The following is a 19,724-nucleotide window of genomic DNA, read 5'->3' on the forward strand; positions in this document are numbered from 1 at the left end:
AGCGGGGCCGATCACGCGGGCCCACCTGCGCACTACTTGGGTAGCCGCAAGTGGGCATTTTCGCGTACTCACAGAGGTGCCCCGTCCTAGGGCCTTAAGAACCCGGGTACCGACTACTGGTGACCTCGGAACGTGCGGCGGCTGTACTTGAAGGGTGAAGTTCGGTAATTCGCCGAATTTGTTGGGCGACGGGGATTGCTGGGAATCCCGCGTCGCGCACCTCGTCACGGTCGGCTCTTTAGACCGCGGCGAATTGAGTAATGGAAGTCGAGGCGCGTTGTGCGGCATTTGGCTCGGGCGCATGGAAAAGGCTGGGGGTGGTTCAGGGTGTTGACCCTTGGAATCGCGACGGCAATTGCCGCCACGGCCGGTGCGCGCCAGTTTCAGATCGACGCGCACGAGCAGCTCCGGGCCGGGGCAGCGCAGCAGCTGGCCACCCCGGCTTCGGGGCCCTCGCAGGGGACCGCTCCGGCGGCTCCGGCCGCGGGTCCCACCGCCGCGTCCACCCGAACCGCGGCCGCCTCAAGCGCGGCTGCCCCGACCGCAGTCGGCTCGCCGGCCGTGTCCCACGGTCCCTCGATCGCGCTTCCTCTGACCAGGTTCTCGTGGCCCGCCGCCGGCCTCACGGTCAGCGTCGTCCCGACCGCCTGGAGCAAGGACCAGCCCGTGGACCCGCCGCTCGACGCGAACAACTTCGATCCGGTGGCGCATTGGCTCGCCGGAACGGGGGAGTCGGACGAGGTGCGGCCCATCGTCCTGGCGGCGCATTCGTGCCATCAGGCCGTCGCACTGTGCAACGACGCGACGTTCCCGTTCAACCGGCTGAGCTTCGCGGGCTGGGAGATCGGGCAGGCGGCCACCGCCACCGACGCGCTCGGCAAGATGGTGCAATGCGCGCTCGCAAGCCGGGAAGTGGTCGACAAGTCAAAGGCATTTTCTTTTGCAAATGATCCGTGCCTGGTCGTCGTGTTCTCATGCAATTACGAGAATCCCGACGGGCAGATCGTTCTATTGACATTCCGATGCGGGCAATGCACGTGAACGTGCCCGCATTGGCTCGCGGCAACCGCCACAAGCGGTAGCCGCGCAGGGGGAGACAAAGGAGGCGGGCATCGTGCCGCTCATTTCACGATTTTCGAAGAAGCACGTCGTGGGGCTGTTCGCGGCCGGCGCCGTGGGGCTGTTCGCGGTCGGCATCGCCACGAGCCCGGCCGTCGCCGCGCCGGGGTCCGCCAACGCGACGTCGATCCCGGTGTGCCACCGCACGTCGTCCGCGGCCAACCCGTGGGTCTCGATCCTCACCGCGAAGGATTCGATCGTGGGCTCGCGCCCGCGGTTCACGGATGACGTCTTCCCCTCCTTCGCCTTCGTCCAGAGCGACGGCACCACGATCATCGTGCCGGGGCAGAACTGGGACGCCATCGGTCAGGTGCTGTACGCGAACAATTGCGTCTCCCCGGGCGGGCCCACGCAGACGCCGAGCACCACGCCGACCGTTGTGCCGACCACTGCGCCGCCGACGGTGACGCCGACCACCGCGCCGCCTTCGCAGTCCGCCCCGCCTACGACGGCGCCGCCTACGTCGGCGGCGCCCACGACGGCGCCCACGACTCCGGCTCCGACGGTGCCCACGACGCCAGCGCCGACCACTCCTGCGCCGACCACCAGTGCGCCCCCGCCATCCGTTCCGGTCCCGACCGCGACGGATCCGGCCCCGACCTCGAACGCGCCGACGACGCCGGCCCCCACCTCAGCGCCGACAACCGTCCCCACGACGCCCGCGCCAATCACGACGACGCCGACGATGACGGCCCCGATGACGACCGCCCCAACCAGCTCTGCGCCCGTGACGACGGTCCCGCCGACGCAGCCGACAACCCCCGCCCCCACGAGCCCCACGACGTCGGCCCCGAGCACTTCGACCACGCCAACGGTTCCGGTAGCGCCCGTGATACCCCCGTCGTCGTCCGGCACTACGACCACGGCTGGCGACCCGCCGTCGTCGTCCGGTGCGACGACCACCGCGGGCGACCCGCCGTCGTCGTCCGTCGTGTCCGACCCGACCCAGGCCACGACGCAGGGCCTGGTGAGCCTTCGTGCGCAGACCGCCGCGGGCGCAACCCCGGTTGACTACACGTCATCCAACGCTTTCTTCGTCGCTGGCGTCCTCATGCTGCTCGGCACGCTCACTCCGACGTTCGCCCGGCGGCGTCGCGGAGAGCACGAGTGATCTAACCCGCCTTGGGGGGACCGCCGTCCCGGCGCAGCACGCGCCGGGACGGCGGCTGCGTTTCGGGTACGGCTATCTCCCCAGGGTTGCGTTGCTCTGGGCGGCGACGCGGCGGTAGTGCCGGTTCCGGGCGCGAAGGACGATCGCGGCCAGCACCGCCGAGGCCAGCGAACCCGTGAGTATGGCCACCTTGGCGTGCTCGTCGTGGGCCGACCCCGGGCCGAAGCCAAGCTCCGCGACGAGGAGCGACACCGTGAACCCCACGCCGGCGAGCACGGAGATCCCGAGGACGTCGATCCACGCGAGGTCGGCATCGAGGTCCGCGTGCCGGGACTTCGTGGCAAGCCACGTCGCGCCGAACACCCCGAGCGCCTTGCCCACCACGAGGCCCACGGCGACCCCGATCGCTACCGGATCTGCGAGGGCCGCACCGACCCCGTCGAGCCCGCCCACGGTGACGCCAGCCGAGAAGAACGCGAACAGCGGGACCGCCACACCCGCCGAGATGGGCCGGAACCGGTGCTCGAAGTGCTCCGCGAGACCCGGCCCCGGCACAGGGCCGCCGGCCTTCTCGCCGCGAAGCACGGGGACGGCGAACGCGAGGAGCACGCCCGCCACGGTCGCGTGGATCCCGGAGGCATGCACGAGCACCCACGTCCCCGCGGCGAGCGGCGCGAGCGCCCACCACGCGCGCACGCGCCGCCGGACGAGCCACGTGAACGCCGCGAGGGGCAGGAGCGCGAGGCCGAGCGCGGCGAGGTTGATCCCGTCTGTATAGAACAGGGCGATGATGCCGATCGCGAGGAGGTCGTCCACCACGGCAAGCGTCAGGAGGAAGGTCCGCAGCGCCGGGGGCAGATGCGTGCTGATGATCGCGAGCACGGCGAGCGCGAACGCGATGTCCGTCGCCGTGGGCACGGCCCAGCCCCGCAGCGCGTCGCCGCCGGTGGGGAGGTTGATGAGGGTGAACAGGATGGCGGGGAGCGCGACGCCCCCGCATGCGGCCACGACCGGCACGATGGCGGTGGAGGGCCGGCGGAGCTCGCCCGCGACGAACTCGCGCTTGAGCTCGAGGCCCGCGACGAAGAAGAAGATCGCCAGGAGGCCGTCCGCGGCCCATTGGCCGAGGCTCAGGTCGAGGCGCCACGGCGCGTACCCGACGCGAAGGTCGCGGAGCGCGAAATACGCGGACTGCCAGGGGGAGTTGGCCCACGCGAGCGCCATCGTGGTCGCGGCGAGGAGGAGGGCGCCGCCCACGGTCTCTTTGCGGAGGATCTCGGCGACGCGCCGGTACTCAAGAGAGCTGCCGCGCGCGAGGGCGCGGCGGCGCGGGCGGGATGCTGGTGGTACGGCCATGCTGGCACCTGTCCTGGGGTCGACGGCGGAACTTGCCGACCAGACTTCCCGGCGCACCTCAGTCAATTTTAGCCGGACGAAGACCGTCCCTCGGAGGCATGACCGTCCCGCACGCCGGACGGTTGTGCCTCCGAGGGACGGTCATGCCGCCAAACGGACGGCTACGCGAAGAGCGCCCGAACCCCCACGACAGCCACAGCGACTCCGAGCGTGACCGAGATGGCGACAAGGAACACGTGGACCGTGAGGAAGCGGGTGGCCCGCCCGGCCTCGTCCCGTGCGCGCGGGTCCTTCATGACGCGGCGCAGGAACTGTGGCCACACGACGATGTTCCAGACGCCGGCCACAACGAGCAGCCAAGCGAGTGCCGCGGGGAGCTGCATCAGACGATCTCGCCTGCGAGCCAGGCCTCGGCCTGGGTGGCCTCGAGGTTGAGGGCCTTGCCGACCATGGGCTCGGCAGCGTCGGCGATCTTGCCGCCGAGCAGCGGGACGGAGCTCGAGACCTTGCCGGTCAGCTCGATGCGGGTCGTGCTGCCGTCGGCCGTGAGCCGCTGGACGGCGGCGACGTCCACCGGGGCGCCCGCGACCTTGACCGTGATGTCCGCCTGGCGCGAGCCGTCGGCCTCGGGGGCCGTCCAGGCCTCGACCTGCGTGACCTTGAGGCTTTCGCCCACGAACTTCTTGGCGATCTCCGGGAGACGGCCCGTCGGAACCTGGCGGACCACGGTGGCCGTGAAGGCGCCGGCGACGTCGCCGTCGATCGCGAACGATTCGAGCTTGCCTCCAACGAGCTCGCTCACGTGACGCTGGAACGCCTCGTCGGCGAAGACCGCCGCGACCTGGTCGACGGGGTAGTTCAGGGTGGTGGTGGCTTCGAGGGCCATGGGGTCCTTCCAATCTGCCTCTGGGGAATGGGGGCCGGGACCATCCTAGGGGTCCTGCGGAGGCCCCTCGACCACCATGACGCCGCGGGGCTTGTGGCAGGGGTCCCGCAGCCCGAGGCCGCCGCCCATCCTCACGCCGCCGCGCTCGCGATAGGCTACTTGCATCCCCCGGACTGCTCGCTGGTTCCGGGTCTCTGTGCTGCCCTTTGGGAGGATCCCGTGTCCGTTGACGTGCTGCGACCCGCATCGCTCGAAGGCCTCCGCCGTGCGGTGGCCGAGGACGAGACCGTCGCGCGGCTCCGCGACTATGCGTCGAAGCCCGCGGGCCGGCGAAGCCAGGACCTGCAGGTCGCCGCACCCGCCGGTCTTCGTCCCGTGCTCATCGCGGAGATCCTCGAGACGCTCCCCGACGAGGGCTCAGTCCTGCTCGCCGTCACGGCGACGGGCCGCGAGGCCGAGGACCTCGTCGCGGCCCTCGGCGCGTACCTTCCGGCCGGTTCGGCCGCGCTGTTCCCGAGCTGGGAGACGCTCCCGCACGAGCGCCTCTCGCCGCGCTCGGACACCGTGGGGCGCCGCCTCGCCGTCCTTCGTCGCCTGACGCACCCGGGGCTCGAAGGGCACGGCGCGGCGCACGACGGCGCACAGCCGCTTCGCGTCGTCGTCGCCCCTATCCGCGCGGTGCTGCAGCCGCTCGTCGCCGGCCTCGGCGACCTCGCCCCGGTCTCGCTCACGGTGGGCCAGGAGCGCTCGTTCGACGAGGTGGTCCGGGCCCTCGCCGCGGCGGCGTACGCGCGCGTGGACATGGTGAGCCGCCGCGGTGAGTTCGCGGTGCGCGGCGGGATCATCGACGTCTTCCCGCCTACCGAGGACCACCCGGTGCGCGTCGAGTTCTTCGGCGACGAGATCGAGCAGATGCGCTGGTTCGCCGTCGCCGATCAGCGCTCGCTCACGGGCCCGCACATCCACCACCCCACGTCCCTCATCGCCCCTCCGTGCCGCGAGCTGCTCATCACGCCGTCCGTCATGAGCCGCGCGGCACGCCTCAGGGGGCAGCTTCCCGCCGCCGAGGACATGCTTGAGAGGATCGCGGGCGGCATCGCCGTCGAGGGCATGGAGTCCCTCGCGCCGCTTCTCGTCGACTCGATGGTGCCGTTCGTCGACGAGCTGCCCGAGGGCTCCGTCGCGCTGCTCCTCGAGCCCGAGAAGGTGCGCTCCCGAGCGCATGATCTCGCCGCCACCAATGACGAGTTCCTCGCCGCCGCGTGGGCCACAGCGTCCGACGGCGGGGCCGCACCCCTCGACCTGAGCGTCGCCGCGGGCGGGGGCGCCAGTGGGGACGCCGCCGAGCATGCTGGCCGACTCGAGGACGCGAGCTTCTCGACGCTCGCGGACACGCGCTCGGCCGCGATCGCCCGCTCGATCTCGTGGTGGTCGGTCACGTCGCTCGGCGTCGACGAGGAGACCGTGCTCGACATCGACACGCTCTCGATCGCGGCCCGCGAGCCGCGCGGGTATCACGGCGACGTCGGCGAGATGATGCAGTTCATCGGCTCGCGCGTCGCGGACCAGTGGCGCCTCGTCGTCGCGACGGACGGCCCCGGCCCCGCGCAGCGCCTCGCGGAGCTCTTCCACGACGCGCAGATCCCGTGCACGCGCCTCGAGGGGCTTGAGGGCGAGCCCGAGCCGGGCATCATCGAGATCACGACCGCGACGGCGGGCAAGGGCTTCGTGCTCGATGGCCTCAAGCTCGGGCTGCTCACGGAGGCAGACCTGCTCGGCCGCGCGAGCGCCGCGGGGACCCGCGACATGCGCAAGATGCCCTCGCGCCGGCGCAACGCCGTCGACCCCCTCCAGCTCCACGCGGGTGACTTCGTGGTCCACGAGCAGCACGGCATCGGCAAGTTCGTTGAGCTGGTCCAGCGCAAAGTTGCTGGAAGCGGGGCCGGGGGAGGCTCGGACGCCATGCGCGAGTACCTCGTGCTCGAGTACGCGGCGTCGAAGCGCGGGGCGCCCGGGGATCGGCTCTTCGTGCCGACCGACCAGCTCGACCAGGTGACCCGCTACGTGGGCGGGGACGCGCCTTCGCTCTCCAAGATGGGCGGCGCGGACTGGGCGGCCACGAAGTCCAAGGCCAAGAAGGCAGTCAAGGAGATCGCGGGCGAGCTCATCCGCCTGTACTCGGCCCGCATGGCCTCCCGCGGCCACGCGTTTGCGCCGGACACTCCGTGGCAGCGCGAGCTCGAGGAGGCGTTTCCCTACATCGAGACGCCCGACCAGCTCACCACGATCAACGAGGTCAAGGCGGACATGGAGCGGGACATCCCCATGGACCGCCTCGTCTCCGGTGATGTCGGGTACGGCAAGACCGAGATCGCCGTCCGGGCCGCGTTCAAGGCCGTCCAGGACGGGAAGCAGGTGGTCGTGCTCGTGCCGACCACGCTGCTCGCCCAGCAGCACTTCGAGACCTTCTCCGAGCGCTTCTCGGGCTTCCCCGTGCGCGTGCGGGCGCTGAGCCGCTTCCAGGCGGGAGGCGAGGCCAAGGACACGGTCGAGGGACTCCAGAAGGGCAGCGTCGACGTCGTCATCGGGACGCATCGGCTCCTCTCGAAGGAGGTCGAGTTCAAGGATCTCGGGCTCGTGATCGTCGACGAGGAGCAGCGCTTCGGCGTCGAGCACAAGGAGGCGCTCAAGAAGATGCGCACGAATGTGGACGTCCTTGCGATGTCGGCGACGCCCATCCCGCGCACGCTCGAGATGTCCCTCACGGGCATCCGCGAGACCTCGACGCTCGCCACCCCGCCCGAGGAACGCCACCCCGTGCTCACGTATGTGGGCCCCTACACGGACAAGCAGGTCTCCGCCGCGATCCGGCGCGAGCTCATGCGCGAGGGCCAGGTGTTCTTCGTGCACAACCGCGTCGCGTCGATCGAGAAGATGGCGGCGTCGATCCGCGAGCTCGTGCCGGAGGCGCGGGTAGAGGTCGCGCACGGGCAGATGTCCGAACACCGGCTCGAGCAGATCATCGTGGACTTCTGGGAGAAGCGCTTCGACGTCCTGGTCTGCACGACCATCATCGAGACCGGTCTCGACATCTCGAACGCGAACACCCTCATCGTGGACCGGGCCGATTCGTACGGGCTCTCGCAGCTCCACCAGCTCCGTGGTCGCGTGGGCCGCGGGCGCGAGCGAGCGTATGCGTACTTCCTGTACCCGTCGGAGAAGCCGCTCGGCGAGGTCGCGCTCGAGCGGCTCAAGGCCGTCGCGGCGCACAACGAGCTGGGCGCGGGCATGCAGCTGGCCATGAAGGACCTCGAGATCCGTGGCGCGGGCAACCTGCTCGGCGGCGAGCAGTCCGGGCACATCGCGGGGGTCGGCTTCGATCTGTACATCCGGCTCGTCGGGGAGGCCGTCGCCGATTTCCGCGGCGAGTCCGAGGAGAAGACCGCGGACATGAAGATCGAGCTCCCGGTCAACGCCCACCTGCCGCACGACTACGTCCCGGGGGAGCGGCTTCGGCTCGAGGCTTACCGCAAGCTCGCGGCGGCGACCGACGACGGCGCGATCGGCGAGGTCATGGACGAGCTCACCGACCGGTACGGCGAGCCGCCCGCGCCCGTGGAGAACCTCGCCGCCGTCGCCCGCTTCCGGGTACGGGCCCGCGCGGCCGGTCTGACCGACGTCGCCCTTCAGGGCAATATGGTGCGGTTCGCGCCCGCGGAGCTGGCCGAGTCGAAGGTCATGCGCCTCACGCGCATGTACAAGGGGGCGCAGTTCAAGCCGGCGCTCGGCGCGGTGCTCATCCCGAAGCCCAAGACCTCGCCGGTGGGCGGACGAGACCTGCAGGACAAGGAGATCCTCGACTGGGCCGACCAGGTGGTCACGGCCATCTTCACCGACTAGCTCGACTAACCCGCCCCGCCCTATCCGTCTCGGGTACGCCAACTCGGGCCTGTGTCTGTCTCGGGTACGCCAACTCGGGCCTGTGTCTGTCTCGGGTACGCCAACTCGGGCCTGTGTCTGTCTCGGGTACGCCTACCTGCGGTACCCGTGGTCCCGAAGCGCCTCGACCACGCGCTGCACCACGTACGATTCGCCGCGGGCCATGTCGTGCTTGGTAATCTTGACCTGATTCCAGCGCGCGGCGCGGGTGCGGGTGTCGCGCCACGCATCCAAGGCCATCTGTTCTTCAGTGAAGTGGTGCTCGCCCTCGTACTCCACGCCTGTTCGGAACTCGACATTCCCAAGATCAATCCAGATGGTCCCGCCCCACGGATCTGTGACGGGGCAGTTGGGGATGAATTTGGGGAGCCCGGCCCGCTCAAGCATCTGCCGGAGATACGACTCTGGCGGCGAGTCGACGCCAACGGCCAACAGCTCAAGGGCGATGCGCGCGCGTCCGAGGCCGACTACCCGATGGCGGCTCTCGATGTACGAACGAAGGTCCGCCAGCTGCACGATCGCGGTCCTGGGGTGAAAGGTCCGCTCGTGCTCGGACACCAAGTACTCGCCGGCGGCGATGAGATCGTCAAAGCTCAGCCCTCGGATGCTGCACAGGTCGAGCCAGGTTCGGGCCGGGGTCGTGACCCGCGTCCCATCGAGGGTTGTGACATCGTCGTCTTGGAGACGAAGGCGGTGCCCGCGAATCTCGGAACGTCGCGGCTGCCCGAGCCGTTCGTTGCTCCCCGGGTCGCGGCCCGGCGCCCGCGAAAGATCGAGGATCGTCGGATCCTGCGCCCACGCGGGGAGCGGAATCCTGTGCGCCATCGCTGCACTGACGTGCGAAACAACGGTCGTGCCGTGGATCGCCGTGTATGGCCGTGCTCGTTGAAGAAGCGATTGTCGGGCCAGCTCGGGGACGCGTATTCCTCTGCTGGGGCGCAGGAGATCGGGGGCCTCCAGGCGTCTGGGGCTGACGCCGAGTTCCAGCGCCTCCTCAACGGTGAAGGACGAACTGCGAAGAGGACTGGGCAGCATCTCATGGGACATGCCCTCATTGAGTCAGGAAGATCGGGGCGCTGACTGGCCGCCCTACGTCTATGTGGACGAGACGCCTCAGCGCTTTTCGTGGAGGAGCAATCCAGATGGTTTCGGGTACAGATAAGCCCGGCCGAATGAGGTATCCGGCCGGGCTTATCTGTACCCGAAGAGCAGTTGGACCTGAGTTGGCGTACCCGAAACGCCCAGAGAGCGGGGTAGCTGTACCCGAGACGAAACGGCGCGGCCGCGACCGCCCGAGCGGGGCGCGGGGGACTAGTTGCGGTGCTCGCTGCCCGAATCCGAGCGGCCGATGATCGCCATCGGGATGAAGAACGCGCCGACAAAGCACAGGATGAGCACGGCCATGGGCCACACGGTCGTGAAGTCGAGCCAGGAGACGGCTACGAGGCCCAGCACGAAGATCGCCATCAGAACCACGAAGATGACGATGTTGCCGACCAGAGGGTTCTCGTTCTCGATCGGCCGGTTCTCGGCGTTGTCAGCCATGCTTGTCTCCTAGAGTGCTTAGTACGAACCGGAGCCGGAGCCGCCGGTCACAATGGCCACACCGGAGCTCGCGCCGATCCGGTTGGCACCCGCAGCAATCATAGCCCGCGCGTCCGCGAGGGTTCGTACCCCGCCCGACGCCTTGACGCCGAGATGCGGCCCCACGGTCTTGCGCATGAGGGCCACGTCCTCGATCGTCGCACCGCCGCCGTTGAAGCCGGTGGACGTCTTGACGAAGTCCGCGCCCGCCTCGACGGCGGCCTCGCACGCGAGGACCTTCTGATCGTCGGTCAGGAGCGCCGTCTCGATGATGACCTTGAGGATCGACGAGCTACCGTGCACGGCCTCCGCGACGGCCCGGATGTCGTCCACGAGGGCGCCGCGGTCGTTCGCCTGGGCGGCCGCGATGTCGATCACCATGTCGACCTCGTCCGCGCCGTCGAGCGTCGCGCCGCGCGCCTCGTAGACCTTGACGTCCGTGGGAGTCGCGCCGAGCGGGAACGCCGCGACGGCGCACGTGAGCACGTTGCTGCCGCGAAGGGCCCTATGGGCTGTCTTGACCCAGCGGGGGTTCACGCACACGGACTTGAAGCCGTGCTCGATCGCCTCGCTGCACAGCTGCAGGATCTCGGCCTCGCTCGCGGTTGGCTTGAGCAGCGTGTGGTCGATGAATCCTGCGATGTCCGCGGGGCTGAGGTGTGGCTCGGAAGGCACGGGGGCGTCCTTTCGGTCGGGATCATCCCCATACTGGCACATCCGGGCCGCACCCACTGCGGGCGCCCCGAAGGTCCGCGGGGGCTACGCGCGCTCGACCCGCAGCCGGTACCCGCGCTTGACCACGGTCTGCACGAGGTCGGGGTTCGGGAGCGTGTTCCGCAGCCGGTTGACGGCCATGTCGAGCGCATGGCTCGACCCCGACTGGGAGAGCAGCCGGGCGAGCGCCTCGCGCGGCACTACGGCCCCGCCGGCGTCGAACAGTGCGCGGAACAGGAGCATCGCGGCGGGCGCGAGGAACAGCTCCTCGCCGGCGAGGGTCATGGTCCGGCCGCGCAGCTCGACGGGGCCGGCCGGCGTCTCGACGCGCCGAACCTGGCGCCGCGAGAGATTGTCCGTGACGAGCTTGATGAGCGCGCCCATCCTGAAGCGGTCGGGCACCCAGGGCCGCAGGCCCGCCGCCTCGAGGGGCGCGGCCGTGACGGGGCCGACGGCGGCGGTCGCCACCCGCTGGCGGAGCGCGGCGATGAGCGGGGTGTAGAGGCCCATCTCGTGGGCGGCGCTGAACAGCGCATCGACGGCGGGGGCACTCGTGAACGTCACGACGTCGAGCTCACCCGCGCAGACCGCGGCGATGAGCGCCTCGAGCCGGTCCTCGCCCTCGGGCCGCACCCACCGGTAGGGCGTGACCGTGATGAGCTCGGCGCCCGCGTCCCGGAGCCGGTCGAGCTGCGATCCGTCGGTGTACCCGTGGAGCTGGATGACCACGCGGTGCCCGTCGAGCCGCCCGCCGGCGTCGCGGAGCACGAGGTCCACGAGCGTCGCGGTGGTCTCGTCGTTCGAGATGCCGACGTCGGCGAGCCCGGCCGCGCGGACGGCGCCGCGCGCCTTGGGTCCCCGCACGTAGAGGGACGCGGCGCTCAGGACCTCCTGGAGGTTCTCGCCGAGCCCGGCGGCGTCCGCGACCTCGAGCCATCGGCGCATGCCGTACGCGGTCGTGACGATGCAGATGTCAGGGCGCGACTCGATCGTGCGGCGCGTGTCCTCGAGGACGCCGAGATCCTGGCCGACGGGCGCGATCGTGAGCACAGGGGCGTGCAGCACCTCGGCCCCGCGCCGCTCGAGGGCCTCGATGAGGTCCTCCGCGCGTCGGTGCGCGGTGACGCCGACCCGGAAGCCCTTGAGGGCCGTCTCGAGCTCCGCCACCGCTTCCTTCGCCGTTGCGGCTCCCATCGTTGCCGCTCCGCTCATCTCAACGTCCTTCCCATGGTCCTGGTGCCCGCTGCCCGTCACGCCGTGAGCAGCGAGGCCGCGAGGTCGTGGAGCTCCCGCCCCTCCGCTGCGCGGTCCCCGATTCCGGCGAGCCGCACCACGTCGCCAATCACGATCACGGCCGGGTTGCCGCACGCCGAGGTGTCCGCCTCGGCCCGCCCCAGCTCGGTCACCGTGGTGCGCTGGCCCGCCTGGTGTCCGCGTTCGACGACGGCGAGCGGCGTGGTGAGCGGCATCCCCGCCCGCCGCAGGCCCGAGGCCAGGTGGGGGAGGTTCGCGACGCCCATCAGTACTACTAGGGTTGCACCAGTGCCGCCGAGCCCCGCGAGGTGCTCGTGCTCGGAAGCCGTGAGCGGCGCGTGCCCCGAGATCACGGTAAAGCAGTGGCTCACTTCTCGGTGTGTCACGGGGATTCCCGCGGCCGCGGGCACGGCGATCGAACTCGAGATCCCCGACACGACTCGGACGGCAACTCCGGCCTCCGCGCAGGCCGCGGCCTCCTCGCCGCCGCGCCCGAACACGAACGGGTCGCCGCCCTTGAGCCGCACCACATTGAGGCCCGCCTGCGCGTGCTCAACCAAAAGCCGGTTGATCTCGCTCTGGGGGACCTTGTGGTGCCCGGGGAGCTTGCCGACGTCCACGAGCTGCGCCGTCGTGAGCCTCTCGAGTTCGCGCCACGGCGCGAGGCGATCGAACAGGACCACGTCGGCGTCGCGCAGCGCCTCGACCGCGTGGACCGTGAGCAGCCCGCGCGATCCGGGCCCGCCGCCCACGAGCGTCACGTGCCCGCGCGCTCCGGCGGCCGGCTCGCGCACGAGCGGCACCCCCGCGCTCCGGTAGTGGTCGAGCACGGCAGCCCAGTCGCCGTCGTCGTTCGCCGCACGGCCTCCAGCGAGGGGGTCGACGATGGCGACCAGGCCCGGCCGCGCGGGGAGCGCGACCGCCGCCAAGAACGCCGCCGGCGAGTCGAAGTGCGCCACGGCGGCGCCCGCCCGGCGGTACCGGAGCAGGGCCTGGCGGGACGCGTCGGCCTCGCCGAGCAGGACGACGGTCGTCCCCGCGAGCGTGATCTCGAGCTGCACGTCACACCTCCTGAGCCGCGGCGCGGACGGGAATGGTCGAGCCGAGCGACACCCGCTCGGCCGCCGTCGCGGGCCGGATCTGGTCGCGCTCGGCGACGTGCACGATCGACTCGTCCGCGGCGTCCGGCGCGTTGACGAACGAACGGAACCGGCGCAGCCGCTCGGGGTCCTTGAGCGTCGCGGCCCATTCGTCCTCGTAGTTCTCGACGTGCATGGCCATGGCCGCCTCGAGCTCCTCGGCGATGCCTAGGGAGTCCTCGACCACCACCTGGCGCACGTGGTCGAGCCCGCCGTCGAGGTCGGCCTGCCAGTGCGCCGTGCGCTGGAGGCGATCCGCGGTGCGGATGTAGTACATGAAGTACCGGTCGATGTACTTCACGAGCGTCTCGTCGTCCAGCCCGCCGGCCAGGAGCTGGGCGTGCGCGGGGTTCGCGCCGCCGTTGCCGCCCACGTACAGGTTCCAGCCCTCGGAGGTCGCGATCACGCCGACGTCCTTGCCGCGGGCCTCGGCGCATTCGCGCGCGCAGCCCGAGACGCCGAGCTTGAGCTTGTGCGGGCTGCGCAGGCCGCGGTAGCGCAGCTCGAGCTGGATCGCCATCCCCACCGAGTCGAGCACGCCGTAGCGGCACCACGTCGAGCCGACGCAGCTCTTCACCGTCCGCAGGCTCTTGCCGTACGCCTGGCCCGACTCCATGCCGGCCTCGATGAGCTCGCCCCAGATGAGCGGGAGCTGTTCGAGGCGGGCGCCGAACATGTCGATGCGCTGGCCGCCCGTGATCTTCGTGTACAGACCGTACTTCTTGGCCACGGAGGCGATGACCGCGAGCTTGTCCGGCGTGATCTCGCCGCCCGGGATGCGGGGGACCACGGAGTACGTGCCGTCCTTCTGCATGTTCGCGAGGGCGCGGTCGTTCGTGTCCTGGAGAGTGCCGCGGCCGGCGTCGAGGACGTAGGCCGAGTGCTGCGACGCGAGGATCGACGCGATCGCGGGCTTGCAGATGTCGCAGCCCGCGCCCTTGCCGTAGCGGGAGAGGATGTCCTCGAATGAGGTGAGCTGGAGGACGCGGATCGCGTCGAACAGCTCCTGGCGGGAGAGCTCGAAGTGCTCGCACAGGGCCTTCGAGACCGTCACGCCGGCCTTCTGCAGCTCCTTCTCGAGGAGCTTCTTGATCATCGGCACGCACGAACCACACTGCGTTCCGGCGCGCGTGCAGGCCTTGAGGCCGGGCACGTCACGGACCGGGTCCTTGCCCTCGCACGTCCCGCAGCCGTTGACGGCGTCGCGCAGCGCACCGGCGGAGACGTTGTTGCACGAGCACAGCGTCGCGTCGTCGGGCAGCTCGGTGTCGGGGGCGGTGCCGCCGCCCGCGGCGGAGAGGAACGCGCCGGGCTCGGCCGGGAGCTCGCGGCCCAGGAGGGGGCGCAGGCTCTGGTATGGCGTGGCGTCGCCCACGAAGATGCCGCCGAGGAGGGTCGTCGCGTCGTCAGTCGTGACGATCTTCTGGTAGACGCCCCGAGCCGGGTCGGCGTACACGATCTCGAGCGCGCCCGGCTCCTTGGCAAACGCGTCGCCAAAGCTCGCGACGTCCACGCCGGAGAGCTTGAGCTTCGTCGCCGTGTCGAAGCCGGGGAACGTCGCGTCGCCGCCGTGGAGGCGGTCGGCAACGATCTCGGCCATCGTGTTGGCCGGGGCCACGAGGCCCAGGCACATTCCGCCGAAGCTCGCGACCTCGCCGATTGCCCACACACCGTCGACGGCGGTCGCGCAGCTCTCGTCGATGACCACGCCGCCGCGCGGGCCGAGCTCGAAGCCGGCCTCGTCCTCGACGGCGGCGCGGATGAGCTCGTCGCGGGGGCGCACGCCGATCGCCACGATCACGAGGTCCGCCTCGATGACGCGTTCGTCCGCCATGAGCACGCCGGTGACGCGCCCGCCGTCGTCCGTCATGATCTCGGACGGGAAGACGCCGCCGTGCACCGTGAAGCCCTTGCCCTCGATGAGGCGGCCGAGCGCCTGCCCGGCGCCCTCGTCAAGCTGGCGGTTCATCATCCAGGGCGAGCCGTCGATGATGACGGACTCGGCGCCGAGCGCCTGCGCGCCCGCCGCCGCCTCGATGCCGAGGAGACCGCCGCCGATCACCGCGACCGTGGGCTTGCGGTCAAGCCCCGCGGCGAGGCGGCCGATCTCGGCGCGGAGGAACCAGACGTCCTCGAGCGTGCGGTACACATACGACTTGTCGGCGCCCGGGATCGGGAGCCGAGCCGCGTTGGAGCCGGTCGCGAGCACGAGCTCGTCGTACGCGTGCGCGGCTCCGTCCTCGGTGTGGACCGTGCGGGCCGCGGTGTCGATGCGCACGGCCTTCGCGCCGCGGCGGAGCTCGACGCCGGCCGTGTCCCACATGGAGGCCTCGCCGAGCGTGAGGTCGACGTCGCCGAGGAGCGCCTTCGAGAGGGCCACGCGGTCGTACGGGAGGTGCGCCTCCTCCGCGAGCGCCGTGACCTCGAAGCCGTCGAGGCCGCGGGCGGCCATGGCGTCGACGAAGCGGTGCGCGGCGGGGCCACCGCCCACGACGACGACGCGGCGCGGGGTGCCATGCGTCCGGGGGGCGCTGGGGCTGGGAATGCTCACGAATGGTGCCTTCCGTCGAAGGGGCGCCGGACAGCCCGGCGGGGTTTCCTCCAGCGTAGGGAGCCGCGATTTCGCATCAGTTGCCCGGGTGTAACGGCCGATTAACTTCACTGTCACGACGATGTTTCGATGCCAGTGAGGGCGGTTTTACTTCCGCGTGACACATGGTCAACCCGTCCGAAATGGATGGATATCTAGCGTGGATGCATGACGATCACAGCCTCTGCATCGATTGACGTTGACGCCCTTGAAGCCTCGGCAGCGACGGTTCTGCCGATGTGGCACAGCGTGTGCAACCTGAGCGACCTGGAGCCCAACTGGGGGGAGGCCGCTCTCGTCGCTGGCCGTCAGGTGGCGGTCTTCCGCCTCCCGTCCGGCGAGGTCTACGCCGTGGACCAGCGCGATCCCGCGACCGAGGCGCACGTGATGGCCCGCGGCATCGTCGGCTCGCGCGGCGACCGCCCCACGATCGCCTCCCCGCTGCTCAAGCAGGTCTACGACCTCCGCACGGGCGAGCGGCTTGACGCCGACGGAGCTCCGCTTCCGGCGTTCCCGGCTCGCGTTGTGGACGGCATCGTCCAGATCGCGGCCTGATCCCGCACCTGGCTCGCGGCGGGGCAGCGTCCCCGCAGTGTGAGCCAGAGACTCACAACCACGGAACCCGCACGCCCCGGACGGGATCCCGCAACCTTGCGGGGTCCCGTCCTTGGTGTTGCGGGGTCCCGTCCTTGGTGTTGCGGGGTCTCGTCCCTCGTGTTGCGGGGTCTCGTCCCTCGTGTTGCGGGGTCTCGTCCCTAGCCCTGACGGAGGCCGAGCGTGTTGCCGTCGGGGTCCGTAAACCATGCGCCACGCGCAGGACCAAGCTGCGCGATGTGACCGGTGGTCGCGAGGGGCCCCTCGGTGTAGTCGAGGAACGCGACGCCCTTGGCTTCGAGTTCTGCGACCGTCTTTTCGATGTCCGCGACCTCAAAGTGGGCGAGCGTGTGGACGGTCTCGAGGGCCGGGCGCTTGAAGACCGAGAGCTCGCTGTGCGCTCCGCACCGGAATCTGACCGAGGCGGGATTCTCCCAGAGCTGGGTCAGGCCGAGCGTATCGCCGTAAAAGCGCTTCGCCTGATCCAAATCGGTCACGGGAACAGTGGCCACGACCATGGTTGCGTTCAGCATGGCGGATTCCAGCTCCTTCGCGCGGACTCATGTGGTACGTCAAATGGTAGGCCGCGCCGTCGGCCAAGCAGAGACCCCGCAACGCCCCGGACGGGACCCCGCAACGCCCCGGACGGGACCCCGCAACGCCCCGGACGGGACCCCGCAACGCCCCGGACGGGACCCCGCAACGCCCCGGACGGGACCCCCCAACGCCCCGGACGGGACCCCGCAACGCCCCGGACGGGACCCCGCAACGCTGTGGGGTCCCGTCCCTCGAGTTGCGGGGTCCCGTTCCGGTGAGGCCTCGCGCCTACAGCCCGAGCGCCTCGCGCACGTCCTCGAGCGCCGCGTCCATGGCCTGGCGCGCGGCCTGCCGGGCCTCGGCGAGCTCGGCCGAGCTGTCCACGGGCCGAATCACTTCGAGGTAGCACTTGAGCTTGGGCTCCGTGCCGCTCGGCCGCACGATCACGCGCGTCGCGTCGCGCGTCACCCACAGGAGGCCCTCGGTCGGCGGAAGCCCCTCCGAGCCCACCGACAGGTCCACGGCGGTCTCCACGGGGGAGTCCGCGAACGCGGCCGGCGGGTTCTCGCGCAGCCGCACCATCATGGCGTCGAGCAGCCCGAGGTCCGCGACCCGCACGCTCAGCTGGTCGGTGAGGTGCACGCCGTGGAGCACGTGCAGCGCGTCGAGCCGATCGAACAGGCTCTGTCCCTGCGACTTGGCGTCAGCCGCGAGCTCGGCGACGAGCAGCGCGGCGGAGATCCCGTCCTTGTCCTTGACGAGTTCCGGGGCGACGCAGTACCCGAGCGCTTCCTCGTAGCCGTACACGAGCCCCGGGACGCGGGAGATCCACTTGAACCCCGTGAGCGTCTCGCGGTGGGCGATCCCCGCAGCGTCCGCGATGCGGCCCAAGAGGCGCGAGGAGACGATCGAGTTCGCGAACACGCCCCCCACCGGACCCGCGGCGGCCGCGCCCCCGCCGTCGTCCGTGAGGCCCATTCGCCGCACGATATGCGCGCCCAAGAGAGCGCCCACCTCGTCGCCGCGGAGCATGCGCCACTCGCCGCTCGTCGGATCGGGGGCGGCGACGGCGCAGCGGTCGGCGTCGGGATCGTTCGCGATGACGAGGTCCGCTCCTGCCTCCCGCGCGGCCGCGAGCGCGAGGTCGAGCGCGCCGGGCTCCTCGGGGTTCGGGAACGCGACGGTGGGGAAGCCGGGGTCGGGGACGGCCTGCTCGGCCACGAGCGTCACGTCCTCGAAGCCGGCCTCCCGCAGCACGCCGAGCGCCGTGGTCCCGCCCACGCCGTGCAGGGGCGTGAGCACGATCCTGAGTTCGCGAGCGCCGAACGCCTCGGGCTGGGCCAAGCGGACGACGGCGGCGCGGTAGTCCGCGGCGATGCTCGCCGGGAGCACGGTCCACCCCGAGCCCGCGAGCTCGATCGTGCCCACCGGCCCGACCTCCGCGATGAGGCCCGCGATCTCGGCGTCGACTGGGGCGACGATCTGCGCGCCCCGGCCCGCGTCGTCGACCGCGCGCCCGCCGAGGTACACCTTGTAGCCGTTGTCCTGGGGCGGGTTGTGGCTCGCCGTCACCATGACGCCCACGTCGCAGCCGAACGCGCGCAGCGCATACGCGAGCACGGGCGTCGGGAGCGGGCCGGGCATGAGGAACGTCTCGAGGCCAGCGGCCGTGAAGATCGCGGCGGTGTCGAGCGCGAACGCATCCGAGTTCTTGCGCGCGTCGAAGCCGACGACGGCGCGCGGCCGCCCGCCGTCGTCCTCCTGGCCCGGCTTCGCCTCGGCGACGCGCCGCCGCACGAATTCGGCGAGCCCCGCCGCGGCGCGGCGCACCACGACGCTGTTCATGCGGTTCGGGCCCGGACCCAGCGCGGCGCGCAGCCCGGCGGTGCCGAACTGAAGCGTCCCACCGAAAGCGTCAACGAGCTCCTGGTACGCGACGGCCTGCCCATCGGCGGCCTGCTCGAGCGTGGCGCGAAGCTGGGCGGCCGTCTCGGGGTCCGGATCGGCCTTCGCCCATGCCTCGGCCTTGCTTCGCAGCTCCTCGAATCCAGCGGGAGTTGCGCTCATAGTGTCCCCGGTCCCTTCAAATTTTCGCGATGACGTCGGCGAGGAGCCGGGAGATCCGCGGGCCGGCCGCTCGGCCGGCCTCGATGACCTCTTCGTGGCTCAGCGGCGTGGGGCTGATGCCCGCGGCAAGATTCGTGACGAGCGAGATCCCGAACACCTCGAGACCGGCGTGGCGCGCGGCGATCGCCTCGAGCGCCGTCGACATGCCGACGAGGTCCGCGCCGATGCGCTTCGCGTACTGCACCTCGGCGGGCGTCTCGTAGTGCGGCCCCGGGAACTGGGCGTAGACGCCCTCGTCGAGGGTCGGATCGACCTCGCGGGCCAGATCGCGGAGCCGGCTCGAGTAGAGGTCCGTGAGATCCACGAACGTCGCGCCCTCGAGCGGCGACGTGGCCGTGAGGTTGATGTGGTCGTTGATGAGCACGGGCGTGCCCGGCTTCCACGCGGGGTTGAGCCCACCGCAGCCGTTCGTGAGGACGAGCACGCGGCAGCCGGCCGCGGCGGCCGTGCGCACCCCATGGACCACGGCGCGGACGCCCTTGCCCTCGTAGTAGTGAGTGCGCGAGCCGAGCACGAGCGCGCGCTTGCCCTCTCGCGTGAGGACGGAGCGGATCGTGCCCACGTGCCCCTCGACAGCAGGCGCCGAGAAGCCCGGGACCTCGCTCGTGGGAACCGTCGCCGTGACCTCGCCGATGAGGTCCGCGGCCCCGCCCCACCCGGATCCGAGGACGAGCGCGATATCGTGCGAGGGCACGCCGGTGGCCTGCGCGAGGTAGTCGGCGGCAGCCTGGGCCAGCTGGAAGGGCTCAGTAGTTGTCACACGTAGAACCTACC

The 19,724-nt window shown here is 70.9% G+C and carries 18 protein-coding genes; 4 read left to right on the plus strand and 14 right to left on the minus strand.

Annotated elements, in window-relative coordinates:
- The first annotated feature begins 327 nt into the window (after nt 1-327).
- On the plus strand, nt 328-1,041 hold the full coding sequence (locus ACOKR1_RS07240; protein WP_422936020.1) for a hypothetical protein: 714 nt from the start codon (nt 328-330) through the stop codon (nt 1,039-1,041).
- On the opposite strand, the gene ACOKR1_RS07245 is transcribed toward ACOKR1_RS07240, so the two are convergent.
- Nucleotides 1,009-1,422, minus strand: a complete 414-nt coding sequence (locus ACOKR1_RS07245) for a hypothetical protein (protein ID WP_422936021.1) — start codon at nt 1,420-1,422, stop codon at nt 1,009-1,011. The two genes, ACOKR1_RS07240 and ACOKR1_RS07245, sit on opposite strands and share 33 nt — an antisense overlap.
- A 3-nt stretch (nt 1,423-1,425) precedes the next feature.
- Nucleotides 1,426-2,073, minus strand: a complete 648-nt coding sequence (locus ACOKR1_RS07250) for a hypothetical protein (protein WP_422936022.1) — start codon at nt 2,071-2,073, stop codon at nt 1,426-1,428.
- A 13-nt stretch (nt 2,074-2,086) separates the two neighbouring features.
- Between ACOKR1_RS07250 and ACOKR1_RS07255 the strand changes: the two genes are divergently transcribed.
- Nucleotides 2,087-2,230, plus strand: a complete 144-nt coding sequence (locus ACOKR1_RS07255; RefSeq protein ID WP_422936023.1) for a hypothetical protein — start codon at nt 2,087-2,089, stop codon at nt 2,228-2,230.
- 72 nt (nt 2,231-2,302) lie between these two features.
- Here the strand turns inward: ACOKR1_RS07255 and nhaA are convergent, their stop codons facing one another.
- From nhaA to ACOKR1_RS07270, 3 genes are all read right to left on the minus strand, one after another.
- Entirely contained in the window at nt 2,303-3,586 is a 1,284-nt protein-coding gene (nhaA, locus tag ACOKR1_RS07260) for a Na+/H+ antiporter NhaA (protein ID WP_422936024.1), read from the minus strand.
- 161 nt (nt 3,587-3,747) lie between these two features.
- Nucleotides 3,748-3,969: an SCO4848 family membrane protein gene (locus tag ACOKR1_RS07265; RefSeq protein ID WP_415855169.1), complete on the minus strand. Its 222-nt coding sequence runs from the start codon at nt 3,967-3,969 to the stop codon at nt 3,748-3,750.
- Nucleotides 3,969-4,472, minus strand: a complete 504-nt coding sequence (locus ACOKR1_RS07270) for a DUF2505 domain-containing protein (protein ID WP_422936025.1) — start codon at nt 4,470-4,472, stop codon at nt 3,969-3,971. Before ACOKR1_RS07270 ends, ACOKR1_RS07265 begins: the two co-directional genes overlap by 1 nt.
- 219 nt (nt 4,473-4,691) lie before the next feature.
- Here ACOKR1_RS07270 and mfd point away from each other — a divergent pair, with 219 nt between their 5' ends.
- On the plus strand, nt 4,692-8,372 hold the full coding sequence (gene mfd, locus ACOKR1_RS07275) for a transcription-repair coupling factor (RefSeq protein WP_422936026.1): 3,681 nt from the start codon (nt 4,692-4,694) through the stop codon (nt 8,370-8,372).
- Between the two features lie 132 nt (nt 8,373-8,504).
- Here mfd and ACOKR1_RS07280 read toward each other — a convergent pair whose 3' ends face one another.
- From ACOKR1_RS07280 to nirB, 6 genes are all read right to left on the minus strand, one after another.
- The gene (locus ACOKR1_RS07280) at nt 8,505-9,236 is read right to left on the minus strand and encodes a hypothetical protein (RefSeq protein ID WP_422936027.1); all 732 of its coding nucleotides are present in this window, start codon (nt 9,234-9,236) and stop codon (nt 8,505-8,507) included.
- 486 nt (nt 9,237-9,722) lie between these two features.
- Nucleotides 9,723-9,956: a hypothetical protein gene (locus ACOKR1_RS07285; protein WP_422936028.1), complete on the minus strand. Its 234-nt coding sequence runs from the start codon at nt 9,954-9,956 to the stop codon at nt 9,723-9,725.
- An 18-nt stretch (nt 9,957-9,974) separates the two neighbouring features.
- Entirely contained in the window at nt 9,975-10,670 is a 696-nt protein-coding gene (deoC, locus tag ACOKR1_RS07290; protein WP_422936029.1) for a deoxyribose-phosphate aldolase, read from the minus strand.
- 84 nt (nt 10,671-10,754) lie between these two features.
- Nucleotides 10,755-11,921 carry a uroporphyrinogen-III synthase gene (locus ACOKR1_RS07295; RefSeq protein WP_422936030.1) on the minus strand — a complete coding sequence of 389 codons (1,167 nt, stop codon included), beginning with the start codon at nt 11,919-11,921 and terminating at the stop codon, nt 10,755-10,757.
- A 38-nt stretch (nt 11,922-11,959) separates the two neighbouring features.
- A complete protein-coding gene (cobA, locus tag ACOKR1_RS07300) occupies nt 11,960-13,024 on the minus strand; it encodes a uroporphyrinogen-III C-methyltransferase (protein ID WP_422936031.1) in 1,065 nt (354 codons plus the stop codon).
- A 1-nt stretch (nt 13,025) separates the two neighbouring features.
- Nucleotides 13,026-15,653, minus strand: a complete 2,628-nt coding sequence (gene nirB, locus ACOKR1_RS07305; protein ID WP_422936032.1) for a nitrite reductase large subunit NirB — start codon at nt 15,651-15,653, stop codon at nt 13,026-13,028.
- A 207-nt stretch (nt 15,654-15,860) separates the two neighbouring features.
- On the opposite strand from nirB, the gene nirD reads away from it, so the two are divergent.
- Nucleotides 15,861-16,247 carry a nitrite reductase small subunit NirD gene (gene nirD / locus ACOKR1_RS07310; RefSeq protein WP_422936033.1) on the plus strand — a complete coding sequence of 129 codons (387 nt, stop codon included), beginning with the start codon at nt 15,861-15,863 and terminating at the stop codon, nt 16,245-16,247.
- A 200-nt stretch (nt 16,248-16,447) separates the two neighbouring features.
- Here the strand turns inward: nirD and ACOKR1_RS07315 are convergent, their stop codons facing one another.
- From ACOKR1_RS07315 to ACOKR1_RS07325, 3 genes are all read right to left on the minus strand, one after another.
- A complete protein-coding gene (locus ACOKR1_RS07315) occupies nt 16,448-16,819 on the minus strand; it encodes a VOC family protein (RefSeq protein WP_422936034.1) in 372 nt (123 codons plus the stop codon).
- Nucleotides 16,820-17,111: 292 nt separating this feature from the next.
- The gene (locus ACOKR1_RS07320) at nt 17,112-18,890 is read right to left on the minus strand and encodes a phospho-sugar mutase (protein ID WP_422936035.1); all 1,779 of its coding nucleotides are present in this window, start codon (nt 18,888-18,890) and stop codon (nt 17,112-17,114) included.
- Between the two features lie 16 nt (nt 18,891-18,906).
- Complete coding sequence (locus tag ACOKR1_RS07325; RefSeq protein WP_422936036.1) at nt 18,907-19,710, minus strand: purine-nucleoside phosphorylase; 804 nt, start codon at nt 19,708-19,710, stop codon at nt 18,907-18,909.
- Nucleotides 19,711-19,724: the final 14 nt, after the last annotated feature.

This window comes from Sinomonas sp. P47F7 (assembly GCF_049332655.1).
GTDB lineage: Bacteria > Actinomycetota > Actinomycetes > Actinomycetales > Micrococcaceae > Sinomonas.